Source organism: uncultured Campylobacter sp. (assembly GCF_938039205.1).
In the GTDB taxonomy this organism is placed as follows: Bacteria; Campylobacterota; Campylobacteria; order Campylobacterales; family Campylobacteraceae; genus Campylobacter_A.
The window spans coordinates 1-14607 of sequence record NZ_CALHVM010000064.1 but is presented as its reverse complement, the minus strand read 5'-3'; the positions used below and the strand labels follow the sequence as shown (position 1 = coordinate 14607).

General features: G+C 43.3%; 12 protein-coding genes. 3 read left to right on the top strand and 9 right to left on the bottom strand.

The genetic code is table 11. The annotated features are described in order from the left end of the window. Positions 1–69: 69 nt before the first annotated feature. Both Q0394_RS11050 and Q0394_RS11045 read right to left on the bottom strand, forming a co-directional pair. Positions 70–1527 (bottom strand): DKNYY domain-containing protein, encoded by a 1458-nt coding sequence (locus tag Q0394_RS11050; protein ID WP_298947660.1) that lies wholly within the window; start codon positions 1525–1527, stop codon positions 70–72. Further along, positions 1524–3038: a DKNYY domain-containing protein gene (locus Q0394_RS11045; protein WP_298947658.1), complete on the bottom strand. Its 1515-nt coding sequence runs from the start codon at positions 3036–3038 to the stop codon at positions 1524–1526. Before Q0394_RS11045 ends, Q0394_RS11050 begins: the two co-directional genes overlap by 4 nt. A 756-nt stretch (positions 3039–3794) precedes the next feature. On the opposite strand from Q0394_RS11045, the gene Q0394_RS11040 reads away from it, so the two are divergent. Then, on the top strand, positions 3795–5231 hold the full coding sequence (locus Q0394_RS11040) for a catalase (protein WP_298947656.1): 1437 nt from the start codon (positions 3795–3797) through the stop codon (positions 5229–5231). Beyond that, on the top strand, positions 5228–5716 hold the full coding sequence (locus Q0394_RS11035) for an ankyrin repeat domain-containing protein (RefSeq protein WP_298947654.1): 489 nt from the start codon (positions 5228–5230) through the stop codon (positions 5714–5716). The genes Q0394_RS11040 and Q0394_RS11035 overlap by 4 nt, the downstream gene beginning before the upstream one ends. A gap of 185 nt (positions 5717–5901) precedes the next feature. Here Q0394_RS11035 and Q0394_RS11030 read toward each other — a convergent pair whose 3' ends face one another. From Q0394_RS11030 to Q0394_RS11000, 7 genes are all read right to left on the bottom strand, one after another. Further along, positions 5902–6342, bottom strand: coding sequence for a hypothetical protein (locus tag Q0394_RS11030; protein WP_298947652.1), 441 nt, complete (start codon positions 6340–6342; stop codon positions 5902–5904). Positions 6343–6602: 260 nt separating this feature from the next. Then, a complete protein-coding gene (gene hisD / locus Q0394_RS11025) occupies positions 6603–7898 on the bottom strand; it encodes a histidinol dehydrogenase (RefSeq protein WP_298947650.1) in 1296 nt (431 codons plus the stop codon). Continuing rightward, on the bottom strand, positions 7895–9064 hold the full coding sequence (locus Q0394_RS11020) for a 1-aminocyclopropane-1-carboxylate deaminase (protein WP_298947648.1): 1170 nt from the start codon (positions 9062–9064) through the stop codon (positions 7895–7897). The genes hisD and Q0394_RS11020 overlap by 4 nt, the downstream gene beginning before the upstream one ends. 40 nt (positions 9065–9104) lie before the next feature. Beyond that, entirely contained in the window at positions 9105–10172 is a 1068-nt protein-coding gene (locus Q0394_RS11015) for an OmpA family protein (RefSeq protein WP_002946774.1), read from the bottom strand. Then, positions 10159–11496, bottom strand: coding sequence for a MotA/TolQ/ExbB proton channel family protein (locus Q0394_RS11010; protein WP_002946772.1), 1338 nt, complete (start codon positions 11494–11496; stop codon positions 10159–10161). Before Q0394_RS11010 ends, Q0394_RS11015 begins: the two co-directional genes overlap by 14 nt. Positions 11497–11504: 8 nt before the next feature. Continuing rightward, positions 11505–12569 (bottom strand): class II fructose-bisphosphate aldolase, encoded by a 1065-nt coding sequence (gene fbaA, locus Q0394_RS11005; RefSeq protein ID WP_298055678.1) that lies wholly within the window; start codon positions 12567–12569, stop codon positions 11505–11507. 10 nt (positions 12570–12579) lie between these two features. Then, positions 12580–13392: a peptidyl-prolyl cis-trans isomerase gene (locus Q0394_RS11000; protein ID WP_002946770.1), complete on the bottom strand. Its 813-nt coding sequence runs from the start codon at positions 13390–13392 to the stop codon at positions 12580–12582. A 109-nt stretch (positions 13393–13501) separates the two neighbouring features. Here Q0394_RS11000 and nth point away from each other — a divergent pair, with 109 nt between their 5' ends. Then, positions 13502–14137: an endonuclease III gene (gene nth, locus Q0394_RS10995; RefSeq protein WP_298947645.1), complete on the top strand. Its 636-nt coding sequence runs from the start codon at positions 13502–13504 to the stop codon at positions 14135–14137. The last annotated feature ends 470 nt before the right edge of the window (positions 14138–14607 follow it).

Here is a 14607-nt window from a genome sequence, read left to right as displayed (position 1 = left end):
TTAAGTTTTTGGCTAAATTTAAGGAGTAAACCACTGCAAAAAGGCGTTTTGAAAAAATTTACACTAAATTTATCTGTAGTCTATTTTCGCGCTTTTAGCTTTTGTGACTCCAAAGATGATCGCGAGAATAAAAACGATACCAAACGTGACGTAAAGGATAATGGTCGGCTTTTCTACCTCGATGCGAGATATCGCCACCTCCTCGCCGCTAGCAGGTACTAGCGCGCCGCTTTTTATAAACTCGTAAATATCTTTTGCCTCTAGCTTTTTGCCCTGAAAGTGCGGCGGTCTGGTTAAAATTTCAACCGCTCCAAGATCAACCACCTCATAAACACTATGTTTTATGCCATAAAATGGCTTTATCTTGCTAAAAAAATAGAGCTTATCGCCGTTTGCATATACAGCGCCATACTCGCCATCTTTTACCAGCCCTATCTCACGCCAAGAGCTATTTGGGGCAAATTTATATAAAGAGACTGTTTGCGCCACTAAGTGCCTGCCGTGCTTTGAGCGCTGCCACTCTTCGCCTTGCTGCAAAAAATACGCTGAATTTTCATCTACAAAAACGTCAGCATAGAGCCTTTTTAGCTCGCCTTTTAGCTGGTAGTCTGAAATTTTAGCTTGTTTGTTTTTCGTGCTATCCCAAAAGTAAATTCCATCTTTGCTGGCAAAAAGAGGCCAAAACGAGTGCACGTTATCCACGCTGTAAATGGCGCTATAAGGCATATTTTGAGCGCTAAATTTACGCTCATTTGCAAACGCCGCCCCACTTTTTGGCTCAAAAAGATATTCTATATAGTGCTTTGAGTCGTAGCATATCTGGCGCACCTCATCTGTGTAGCTCGTATCAAGCTTATAAAAGCCTAAAAATAAGCTTTTGCCATCTGTGTAGTATCCGCTAGCAGCGCCGTTTTCTGCCGTGATATATCTTAGCTCGCTAGGTTGTGCGTCAAGCTTTTCGCCCTTGTAGTAAAGCGTGCCACCATCTCTTGCAAAGCCAGCGTCAAATATAGGCTCTAAATTTGCACTTTCAACTAGCTTTGTCCTATAAAAATATGAGCTATCATCGTAGCTTTTTATAAAGACGTGAGCGACGCTTTTCATAACGGCGATAAATTCATTAAATCCCGCCTTTTTCTCGCTTCTAGAGCTGCAATAATAGCTTATCTTGCCGTCACTTATATAGCCATTGCCAAGCACTTTGGCGCTCTTTGGATCAAGGCCAGGCAAAATTTCTCTAGCGCAATAGACACTGTTTTTATCAGCCGCCACGTTTGAGTAGTCATATGCGTGTTCTAGCTTTAAGACCCTAAAACTAGCCTCATCAATGCCTTTTAGCTCATACTTGCCGCTGCCTGAAATTTGAATGTAAATTTTACCCTCAGGTGAGCGGTAAAACTCGCTACTATCTATGTTTGCAAAGCCTCTTTGATACTCTCCCTCATGCCAAAGATAAAGCATCGCCAAAACAAAAAGTAGCGTCAAAATGACTAAAAAATAAATAAATCTAATAGCAATTTTTCTCATAATCTATAATCATCTACCCTTTTTTTAAGCTTTTTTGCTTGTTTTTTATTTTTAAAAATGGCGCCAACTACCGAGGCTACAAATGCAATGGCAAAAAATATCCAGTAGGCATATTTTTGCGAGTAATCATCAAAGTCGCTTATCGCATCGATCACCACCTCACCCTCAGCTGGCGTCATAGCGCCTTGATCTACCATTTTTACTATCTCTTCAAGTTTTAAATTCTTAACATTTGGGCCATAAGGACGAGTGAGAATTTCAACCACGCCAAGGTCGTTTATATCATAAACACTGCTGTTAAAACGCCAACCGTAGCCGACGTTATCGAGATAATATGTCTTATCGCCGTTTGCATAGACCGCTCCGTAGCTATCGTTTCTTACAAGACCTATCTTTCGCCACTGCTCTTTTGTATCAAGCTTAACTATACACGTGTGGCGTGAGCTTAGGCTGTGATCATTTTTCGTGTTGTGCCAAATTTCATAGGTTTTTAGAAAATATGTCTTGCCATCACTTATCACCACGTCACCATATAGCGGCGTTATCTCGCCTTTAAATGGATCATCTCCGTCTCTTACAAACTCGCCCTCATCTATGCTGTTATACCACTGCCACTTTCGCTCCCAGTGATATATACCGCCTTTACCACGAAAAAGCGCATGATAGGAGTGCTCATCTTTTAGGTTAAAAAGTGGCTCGTATGGGGCAAATTTTGGGTCAAATTCATGATCATTTGCATAGACCATGCCAGAATTTGGCTCATAAAGATAGTGAATGCGCCATATCTCGCCAATATCACGCATTTGTGGGCTAAATTTGATCCCTAGCTTTGAGCTGTCATAATAGACATTTTCTCCGTCAGTCGTAAAATGCACGCTCTTTCTGCCAGATATCTGCTCGATATAACGCATTTTGCTGGCATTTGCGCCCTCTAGCTCTTTGCCCTCATGATAGACTTTTACTCCGTCGCTTGCGTAGCCAAAGCCCAAGATCGCTGCTAAATTTGCGTTATCAACCTGCCTAAATTTATAGATATGAGTTTGCGCTTTTGGGGTGTTAAACATTTTGTGTGAGACGATGTCCCAAAACTCTTTAAATGCGGATATTTCGAGGTTTGTCTCGCTTTCGCTATCGCAAAAATATGTTATCTTGCCATCGCCAAAGTAGCCATTGCCAAGCGCTCTAACGCTCTTAGGGCTAAGCCCACTCATCACGAGATTACCGCAATATACAGCTTCATCGCTTGCGCCAACGTTTCTGTTGTCGTATTTGCCAGTGTCGATGTATCTAAATTTACTGGCCCTCACGCCTATTAGCTCAAATTTACCGCCGCTTGGCACCAAGGCATAGACCTTGCCATCTTTGACGTAAAAAAAGCTATTATTTAGCTCTTTACTATCGCCAATGTCGTCATCTAAAATAGAAACTAACCCAAAGATAAAAAAGTAGGTAGCAAAAAATATCACAACAATAGCGATCACTACAGAGATTAGCGGATGTTTTTTTAGCATTTTAGCCCCATTTCAAACAAATTTAGCGACCTCATCAAGCCGCAAAACCTCATACATTTAAATTTCAAAGTTCTATCCAAATATAAAATATCTAAATATCAAAAACCTAATATATGCAGATTTGCCCATCCAAAATAGAAAACAAGTGGCTGCTAACATAACAAAAAGCCTATAAATGCTAAATTCCAACGTGAACCCATAATAGATAACTCCCAAAGCAAGAAAACAAAGATACAAGGCAACAAGCAAATAAAATAAATTTTTAAGCCTTGCAGAAAGCCCTGACTCTTCGCTGTTTTTTGCGATGAGAATATAGGATCACTAAGCCCCTCGTTTAGCTCGGCAACTCCGGTAGCTAATAAAACCAACCAAAACAAATAACCGTCTCCACCACAAGCTAGCCATTAACCCACACCATAGCGCCGCTTGATACAACAGCATAGACTTTTACGTCATCAATGAAGCAAAATGCTCTACTATGTATACTTTTAAAATCACTAGGATTAAATTTAGACTTTTGTGATTTTATCATATTTCTTTTTCGCCGATATCCATAAACCTCTCTCAACCTATCCAAAAAGAAAATAAGTCAAATTTTAAAATATTGAATCGCAAATTTATCGCCAAAATGCAGTTAATTTTCCAATATCCATAATTTTAAAAATTTTTCTACTAATAATTTTTATTATTTAAGAAAAATTTTATTCTAAATAAGTATAATTCCGAAATAACAATTTTTATTAAAAAGGAAAAAATATGAAAAAACTAACTACCACTTCAGGCAATCCGATAGCCGACAATCAAAACTCGCTCACTGCGGGCAGCCGCGGCGGCATAATGCTGCAAGATTATCAACTACTTGAAAAACTAGCTCACCAAAACAGAGAACGCATCCCTGAAAGAGCCGTCCATGCAAAAGGTAGCGCTGCGTACGGTACGCTAGAGATCACGCACGATATCTCGCGCTATACGAAAGCAAATGTCTTGCAAAAAGGCGAGAAAACGAGACTGTTCCTGAGATTTTCTACCGTAGCCGGAGAGGCCGGAGCGGCTGATGCCGAGCGCGATGTAAGGGGCTTTGCGATTAAATTTTACACAAAAGAGGGCAACTGGGACTTAGTCGGAAACAACACTCCGATTTTTTTCATCAAAGACCCGTATAAATTCCCGGATTTCATCCATACTCAAAAACGCGACCCGCGCACGCATCTACGCTCAAACGAAGCCGCTTGGGATTTTTGGAGCTTGAGCCCTGAAACTATGCACCAAGTTACGATTTTAATGAGCGACCGCGGCATACCTGCTAGCTACCGCCATATGCATGGATTTGGCAGCCACACCTATAGCTTTATAAATGACAAAAATGAGAGATTTTGGGTCAAATTTCACTTTAAAACTCGTCAAGGCATTAAAAATTTAACCAACGATGAAGCCGCGCAAATAATCGCAAAAGACAGGGAGAGCAACCAAAGAGACCTCTTTGAAAGCATAGAAAAAGGAGATTTTCCAAGTTGGGATTTTAAAATCCAAATAATGACCCAAGATCAAGCAAAAAGCGTCAAATTTAACCCGTTTGATCTAACCAAAACATGGTCGCATAAGGAATTTCCGCTTATCGACGTTGGCGTCATGACGCTAAATGAAAACCCTAAAAATTACTTCAACGAAGTAGAGCAAGCCGCATTTAGTCCGTCAAATATAGTCCCTGGTATCAGCTTTAGCCCCGATAAAATGCTTCAAGCCAGAATCTTTAGCTATCCGGACGCTCAAAGATACCGCATAGGCACGCACTACGCGCAGCTAAGCGTAAATCGTCCGATAAGCGAAATAAACACCTACGTCGTGGGCGGTGCGATGAATAACGGAATGTATGAACTCGACGACAAGGCCTACTATGAGCCAAACAGCTTTGGCGGCGGCAAAGAAGATAGAAGCCTGCTAGAGCCTGATATAAATTTAGAAGGCGCAATGCAAAGATACGACCATAGAGCCGAGGATCAGGATTATTACTCGCAACCTAGAGCGCTTTTTGCACTAATGAACGATAGCCAAAAATCACAGCTTTTTAACAATATCGCAGAGAGTATGGCTGGTGTGAGCGAAGCGATAAAAGAGCGCGCGATAGGGCATTTTGAGCAAATCTCTCCAGAGTACGCAAACGGCGTCAAAGCAGCGCTAAAGGCTAAAATTTGATAAATTTAACGCAGGCTGAAGAGCAAAGATATAGCGAACTTTGCGCCATGGCGCTTGATTTTGCCAGACAAGACGAAGCAGACGAGCTAGAAAAAATGATAAAGGCGGGGCTTAGCGTAAATTTAAAATCAGCCAAAGGCGATACGCTTTTGATGCTGGCTAGTTATAACAATGCTCTAAATACCGTAAATATGCTGCTCTCAAACGACGCTAGAGTAGATGAACGCAACGATCGCGGGCAAACTCCGCTTGCGGGTGCTGCGTTTAAGGGGCACTTAGATGTAGTAAAAGCGCTAGTTGGTGCCGGGGCCGATATCGAAGCAAATAATGGGCTAGGCATGACGCCTTGGGCTTTTGCGGTAATGTTTGGTAGAAGCGAGACGGCAAAATTTTTACTTAGCAAACGTAAAAAAGAAAATCTATTTCAAAAACTAGCGGTTAAGTTTTTAGAAATTTTTAGCAACAAGAGCGCAAAAACCGCCTAAATTTGACTCATTTACAACCTTCTAAACTCCGTCTGATTTAAGGCGGGATTTAGAAACTTTAGTGCGGGTAGCTCAAGATAGACGGCGATAACGTATTTTGCAAATTTGCACAATTTAAGCACCCCAAGCAAGGCTGGCTTATGTCGATCAAGCAAGCTTGTAAAGGGTTAAATTTAGAGGCTCCGTTAGTCCAAAACGCCAAATTCTACGTATCCCTCCATCGCAACGAGTAAAATCCAGCCCGCCTCGGAAGCGCAAAAATAGCGATGCTCTGGGATGTTTTCAACCGTAAATTTTAAAAAATCGTAAAAATACTCGGGGGCAAATTTGACCCCTGTGCCGCTTAGATTGTCTCCGACGTAACTTATCTCGCCGCTTAAAATTTTACTTTGGATATTTGGATTTGAGTTTAGAAAGTTTTTAATATCGGTAAAATTTTTATAATCAGCCGTTTTATAATCTTTTAAATTTTGCAAAACCGGTTTTGAGCCGACAAAAGTAAAATTTCGCTCTATAAACTCCGCTCCGTCGTCGCTAATACGCCACTTTTGGCCCAAATTTGATAAAAAAGCGAGCATCTCATCACCCGCTGAAATAAAATTTGAAACGGGATTTTTCGGACTCATTTGTCTCCTTTTGCGAGATTGCCGTAAATTTTATAAAAACGTAAATTTTAGCAAGCCGCTCGTATGTTTATTTTGTAAATTTCAAGTGCAAAGCTTGCGGCAAAGAATTCGCAAAAACCGTAAATTTAAACAAAAAGGCGTTATATCTTGAGATGATTTTTGAAGTTGCGACGTAAAAATAAAACGGAGCGGACCGGTCGTCCGTGAGTATTTATTTTTACTAGCCCTTCAAAAAGCGTCCAAGAGATAATGCCCTAAAATCACTTAAGGGCCTCGAGTCTAACCGCGACCGAACGCTTATGTGCTCCGAGTCCCTCGGCCTCGGCTAGCTTCATGCACGCATTTCCTAGCTCACTTATGCCTTTTGCATTTAGCGAGATGAGCGAAGTGCGCTTCATAAAATTTTCGACCCCTAAAGGCGAATAAAACCTCGCGCTACCGCCAGTTGGCAACGTATGGTTTGGTCCTGCTAGATAGTCGCCCATAGCTTCAGGCGTAAAGTGCCCGATAAATATCGCGCCGGCGTGCCTGATCTGTCTAGCCAGCTCCATCGCGTCGTTTGTCGCGATCTCTAGGTGCTCGGGCGCTAGCTCGTTAGCCAGCCTCACGCACTCATCAAGGTCGCTAGCTACGATGATAGCGCCCTTTTTATCGATACTAACCTGCGCGATCGGCTGCCTAGCTAGAGTCTTGATCTCCTCGTTGATATGCCTTTGCACCGCCGCGCCGAAGGCTTGATTTGGCGTGATGAGCACGGCGCTAGCCATCTCATCGTGCTCGGCCTGCGAGAGCAGATCCACGGCGATGTGGCGAGGGTCGGTGCTCTCGTCGGCGATAACGCAGATCTCGCTAGGACCCGCGATCATATCGATATTTACCTCGCCGTAGACGAGCTTTTTAGCCGTCGCGACGTATATGTTGCCGGGGCCCGTGATGACGTCGGTTTTTTTGATCATTTGCGTGCCGTAGGCCATCGCCGCTACCGCCGACGCACCGCCAACTTTATAGGCCTCCTTGATGCCGCAGATATGCATGGCTGCTAGAAGCAGCGTATTTACCTTGCCTCCGACGGCAGGCGTGCAGACCGCGATCTCTCCAACTCCCGCGACCAAGGCCGGGACGGCGTTCATGAGAAGTGAGCTAGGATAGACAGCCTTGCCTCCGGGGATGTATAGTCCGGCGCGGTCTAGCGGAGTGTACTTGGCACCTAGCAAAACGCCGTGTTCGTCGTGCTCCATCCAGGTTTTTGGCAGGCTTTTTTCGTGGTAGCTTTTGATGCGCTCAAAGGCTAAATTTAGAGCGTTTCGCAGGCAGCTATCTATGCCGTCATAGGCCTTTTGCATCTCATCGGTGCCGATTTTTAGGCTATTTGCGTCGGGTTTCCAGCGGTCAAATTTCTCTATCTGCTCAAAGAGCGCCTCGTCGCCTCTAGCGCGCACGTCGTCCAGTATCTGCGAAACGGCTGGCATAACCGCGCTCATATCGCCGTTTGAGCGGTTTACCAAAGCCGCAAAATAGTCCTTAAAATTTTCGTTGCTAGTGAGTAAAAACTTCATCTCGTCTCCTTAAATTTTCTTTCGTATCTTAGTTTTTGACTGATATTTCCGAGCGCGCCGCCTTGGTGGATGTATAAAATCTCGTTTTTAAACGCGCCCATGTTTGCCATCATCGTTAAAAAGCCCACGGGATCGTAAATGAGCTCAAACTCTATCCCCGTTTGCTCGCATACTTCGCACCAAATTTGATAAAGCTCGAGCTTTAGATCGCCGAAATGATATTTCTTAGGCGGCGGCAAAATGCGAACCTTTGAGTTTGGCGTCAGCGCCTCGATCTCGCTTTTTAGATAGTCCGCGTCGCCCACGCAAGGACAGGTAAAAACGTCAAATTTGACATGCTTGGCCAAAAATGCCGCCGACGTGCCCGTGCCTGAAGGCAAAAATATATCCACGGTTTTACCCTCCGCATCCGCCCAGCGCTCTATCTGTCTAGCCTGCGAGATAAAGCCCGCCTCCGCCTGCGGCTGCCAAACTCCCTCGTTTATAAAAAGCGAATCGCCGATGAAGCAATCCTGCGCGGCGGGTAAATTTGAGCTTGTTTGATCTGCGAATTTTTCAAAATTTGAGTTTTTATAGCTTATGCATTCAGTGGAATTTACATCTGCTAGCTCTGCTTGTTCGTCAAATTTACTCAAAATTTGCCTGTTTAAATCTTGTAAATTTGATTTTTCTATTTGCGAATTCGGCTCGACTTGGGCTTGCAAATTTGACATATTTTTTGCATTTAAATTTATATCCGTAAAACCGAGCCGTTCGTCAAAGTTGCTCAAATTTGACCCGCCCGTATCCTTTAAATTTAACCCGTTTCTATCAGAAGCATCCGTCAAATTTACAGCCTCATCGCCGTAAATCTCGCCCTCTTTTAATCCCGCCAGCTCACAAGCTAAAGCCCTAGCCCGCGCCCGCCTATCTTTATCTACATAGATTTTCATACCGTTTTCAAGGGCAAATTTAAAATTTCCGATTGGATTTGCCGCTAAATTTGAGTTTAAATTTGAAACGACATAGTGAAACTCGAGCCCCCTCATATTCGCAAAAACGCTTAAGCTATACATCGCGTTTGACTGGCTTGAGCCGTAGCTAACGACGCGCTTTATACCGCCAAGACCAGCATGCAGGAAATACTCCAGCTTTCTAGCCTTGTTGCCGTTAAATTCGCCATCCATCAGGTCGTCGCGAAGTACGTAAAACTCGAGTCTGTTAAATTTAGTCTTTTGAATACTTTTGATTTTGCCGCTCCAAGAGATCTTGCATCTCTTTCATCGACTCTTTGTCTGAGATCGAAAATTTGATCTCAATACGCTTGGAGGCGTCGGGGTCTTCTTTGCCGTTTTTCATCACCAGATCGCTAAAACTGCGCCCGCTAGCGATGAGATAGTGCTCTAGGCGCTTGTCTTTGTTCCACGAGTAGATAAAGTCTAGCACCGAATACGCGCGCTTTTGCGACAGATCAAGGTTGTACATGTAGCTACCAATAGAGTTCGTATGCCCCTCGATCACGATCCTATCGATGTGTTTTGCGATCTCTTCGTTATTTAAAATCGCCTCGAAATAAGTCTGCAAAATTTCCTTTAGACGCGCCTTCGCCTCGTCTCTTAGCTCGTATGAACCCGTGTCAAAAAGTATAGACTCGGGTAGCGACACGACGCCCGAGCTTGGGTCTATACTGACCTTGTTTCCGAGCTTGGCGCGTAAATTTGATATGACATTTGAGCGAAGCGAGCTGATGTCTTTGATCTTGTCTTTTGTTTTGTTAAAATCCTCTTCCAGCGCGGCATATCTTGAGACTTCATCGCCGTATTTTGCGCTTAGTTCATTTAGCGCCTCGTCTTTTTGCGCTAAAATTTGCCCCAGCTGTAGCACTCTATCCTGCAAATCCGCGATAGTTTTATTCGCATCGTTTAGATTTATCTCGTAGGTTTGGGTTAGATTCGTGAGTTCGTTTTTCTCTTTTTTGACGCCTTCAAGCATCTCGTTTACAAGCCTGTTTATGTCAGCAAGCTCTTTATTTTCGCTCTTTGCGCGGTCCAAATTTGAAAAAATTTCTTTTATGACATTTTCTTTACGAACGAGCTCGCTTTGTGATGAGGCGATTTGCTTTTCACGCTCGCTTAAGTCTTTTTGTAGTTTTGCCAGATCGCTTTGGCTAAGGACGTATTTTACGACGACGGCACCGATGATGAGCATAAAAACAAACATCAGCCCGGCCATCAGGTCCGCATACGATATCCAAAAGGTCTGGTCTCCGCTTTTGTTCTCGTTACGCGTTTTCATCTAGCATACTCGCCTTTTCGATGGTTTGCAAGATCTCATTCGCCTCTTTATCAAGCTCGTCGATGTCTTGCTTTAGCCCTTCAATGAGCGCGCTATTATCATCATAAGCCTCGATTGCTTCGTCGTCAAAAGCCTTTTTAAATGCCTGTACGCCGTCAATCAAGCTCTCTTTAAAGCCATCCATTGCAAGTTTTTGTTTTTCTAAGATTTCACTACTAAATTTAGAAAGAGACTCACTGAAATTTTTAACATTATACTCTAGCTCGCCCACGCTCTTTTCGAGCCTTGAGATACGCTCGCCGCCCACATCATAGAGACGGTTGTACTGCTCGGCAAATTTTAGTTGCATATCTTTGATGTTGCCGTTAAATTTATTGATAACGTTTAAGATTTCAGCGTGAACTTTGATTAGATCTTTTTGATCTTTTGAGGATTTTAGCAGCGTATTCATCGTTTGTTTGATGTGCTCGCCGCTTAGTTTGACGGCCTCTTCTTCGTTTTTCAAGATATTTGTAAAAGTTTTAAATTTAGCCTCGATAGTCTTATCCAGCTCCTCAAAGAACTCGGCGTTACTAACGTGCTCAAATATCACTCCGATCTTCTCAAAGTGCCTTAAATTCTCTTGCAAATACCTTCTATCAAGCTCCTCTTTCGTCCAGAAAAAGCCGCTAGTAGCATTTTTTTGTCTTCGCACCAGCGTTTCAAATTTACTCGTTCCGTATTTTTCAAAAAATATCCACCAAAGCGCTAGAAAAATACCATAAATAGAGACGTAAAACGCAGTCGCTACACCGCTAAGAAGGGTTGAAATTTCGGTTTCAAGTTCGGTAGTATTTGATGAGTTAAACTCCGGCATAGAAACCGCGATACTGATAAACGTTCCCAAGATACCCAGCATTGGAAAGATGCCAGCACCCACGGAAGCAAAATTTTCGTTACGTAAATTCCTGGTGTAATAGGCGACAAATTCGTCAAATCCTGCGTTTGACTTCGTATCTTTGCCTATAACTAAAAGATGTTTGATGATGTATTCTTTTAGATTTCGCTTAAAATCAGCCCCGCTTTGCTCAAAATAGCAGCAAGCAAGTTCGGCGCTATTTTTAGCAAAGATTAGCGAAATCACCCAAATAATACCCATCATAATAACCGTGTGTAGGCCGATTTGAAAATCTATATACCCAAAAAACCCAAGAAGCGCGACGAGATATATCGCCGTCGGCAAAAATATAATTTTCGTATATACGAAAAAAGATTGCCTGCCTTTTACCTCAGGCAACGCCAAATCGGTGAAATTATCGTTTCTCGCTTCTTTTTTGGGTTCCATTGTAAGCCTTAATTTCTATTTAAGCAGTTTAAATCTTCAAATGCAGTTAGCAGGCGTTTTACCATCGACTCCTCGCCGCTTCGTAGCCATTTGCGCGGATCGTAGTACTTTTTGTTCGGTTTGTCGTCGCCTTCAGGGTTGCCGATTTGACCTTGCAAGTAGGCTCTGTTTTTTAGCTCGTACGCTCTCACGCCGTCCCAAAACGCCCACTGCGTATCGGTGTCGATGTTCATCTTTACTACGCCGTAGCTGACGGCATCTTTGATATCCTTTAGCTCGCTACCGCTACCGCCGTGAAAGACGAAATTTACGGGTTTATCGGTTAGGGTTTGAAATTTATCCGCAACGTATGCTTGCGAGTTTTTCAAAATTTCCGGTCGAAGCACGACGTTGCCAGGCTTATACACGCCGTGAACGTTACCAAAGCTGGCCGCTATGCTAAATCTATCGCTGATTTTACTTAGTCGCTCATATGCCCGCGCGACGTCTTCAGGCTGCGTATAAAGAAGCGCATTATCAACACCCGTGTTATCCACGCCGTCCTCTTCGCCGCCGGTTACGCCAAGCTCGATTTCTAGGCTGATGCCAAGCTCGCTAAGCTCTTTTAGATACTTCTCGCAAGTGCTTAAATTTTCCTCCAAGCTCTCTTCGCTAAGATCAAGCATATGCGAGCTAAAAAGCGGCACTCCGTGAGCCTTTTTGTATTCGCGGCTAAATTTAACCAGCTCGTCGATCCACGGCAGTAGCTTTCTAGCCGCATGATCGGTGTGTAGGATCACCGGTACGCCGTAAGCTTTGGCCAGCAGATGAACGTGCTGCGCGCCTGCTACTGCGCCTAGCACATCGGCATTCCCGCAAGCTTTGCCGGCATAAAAGCCGGCTCCGCCGTTACTAAACTGGATGATAACGGGTGAGTTAGCCGTCTTCGCCGCCTCTAAAACGGCATTTACCGAGTCGCTTCCGACCACGTTTACCGCAGGTATGGCAAAGCCCTGCTCCTTTGCGTATTTATACAGCCTAGTTACGTCATCGCCGCTTAAAACGCCGGCTTTTACTACGTCTAAAACACCCATTTTATCGACCTTATTTATATTCTACTTTAGCTTTTGAGCGAAGCTCGTCGCCTCTTTTTCTGATATCGTTTCTAAATTTCTCCATCTTTATGTTGCCCTCGATTTGAGGTTTAACCTCGTTTAGACCTACGGTGCCGGCAGCCTTGCTATCCTCTTTTAGGATTACGTGGTAGCCGAAATTTGATTTAACGGGTTTTTGAGTTACTTCGCCTTTTTTAAGCGCGAATGCAGCGTCCGCGAAAGGTTTTACCATTTGAGATTGACCAAACCATCCTAGTTCGCCGCCGTTAGCCGCAGAGCCTTGATCGGTAGATTTAGATTTTGCTAGCTCTTCGAATTTTTTAACCAACTCGTCTCCTTTCAGACCTTTTAGCGCGGCTATTATGTCGTTTGCGTCTTTTTCAGTAGCCACTAGGATATGTTTGGCTCTTACTTGTGCAGGCACGGCAAATTCGGCTTTATTTTTGTTATAAAAGTCGCTGATTTCGCCTTCGCTAACTTTGATATTATCGAAAATTCTCTTCATCCAAAGATCAAGCGCGAGGTTGTTTTTTAGCTCTTCAAGCGCAGCTTTGTATTCGTCGCTCTTATCTAGTCCGCTCTTTTTAGCCTCGTCTAGAAGTAGTTTTCTGTTGATAGTTTCGTCGATCACCTTTTTTTGAGTGTCTTTAGGTAGTTGCTCTAGTGTTACGCCAGGCATAGCAGCAAGCGTGAAAGCTACGTCCTTATCGGTTATAGCAGTTCCGTTTACAGTGGCGTACTCCGCCGCGTTTAGGCTTAGAGCCGCAGCCAAACTAAGAGATGCGAATAAAATTTTATTCATCTTTGTTCCTTAAATTTAGATTTTTGCGAGGGTGATTATAGCAGGAAAGTCATTAAATATAAGTTATAATTCATCGAAAATTTAAATAAAAACGGCTAAAATCGGCGCTATGAGAACGAAAAAAGATATAAACGCTATCAAAAATTTATTTTTGGAAAATTTCAAAGACGCGGGCAGCGAGCTTAAATTTCGCAGCCTCTACGAGCTGCTCGTGTGCGTGATGCTAAGCGCTCAGTGTACCGATAAGCGCGTAAATTTGATCACGCCATCGCTTTTTGAGGCTTACCCGGACGTCGCGAGCCTAGCACAGGCAAATCTCGGAAGCGTCAAAACGCTCATAAATTCCTGTAGCTTTTTTAATAACAAAGCAGAAAATTTGATCAAAATGGCAAAGAGCGTGATGAGCGAATTTGACGGCGAAATACCTACGACCGAAAAAGAGCTGATGAGTCTAGCCGGTGTAGGCCAAAAGACCGCTCACGTCGTGCTGATCGAGCATTTCGGATCAAATTTGATGGCAGTGGATACGCACGTCTTTCGCGTGGCTCACAGGCTTGGTCTTAGTAAGGGCAAGACGCCCGAAGCCGTCGAACTTGATCTAACTAAAGCCTTTAAAACCGAGCTAAATACGCTTCATCAAGCGATGGTGCTTTTTGGCCGCTACACCTGTAAAGCGATAAAGCCAAACTGCAAGGAGTGCTTTTTAAACGAGCTGTGTAGCAGTAAAGATAAGAATTTTCCTTAAAATTTTAGCCTACAAATGTGGGCTTAAATTTACGCACTTAAATTTGACGGAATTTTAAAATTTTGATTTTTGACAACTACGTTTATTATGAGATGTATTTTATAAAAATCACTACAAATTTTAAAATCAAATTTGAATGCAAGAAGCCAGGGCTAAGCATCGCGAGATTATTTTGAAAGTTGTGCAGAAAATTTTAATCAAGACTGGGCATGTAGCCTGTCGTAGATTAAAATTTTCTAATCTCTTTAAAAAGCGCTCGTGAGCCAAGCCGCCGTTAAATTTTAAAGGCGAAGTATTTTTTCTTTAGACTAGGCGGAAACGACGGAAGCGAGGGAGCGTATATGTAATACGTGACCGAAGCCGACCGAGTTTCCAACGACGTATAAAGGAAAAAGACAAACCACCGCAAAATTTAAAGGCGAAGTATTTTTGTTCTAGACGAGGCGGATTTAAATTTTACGACGGGAGCT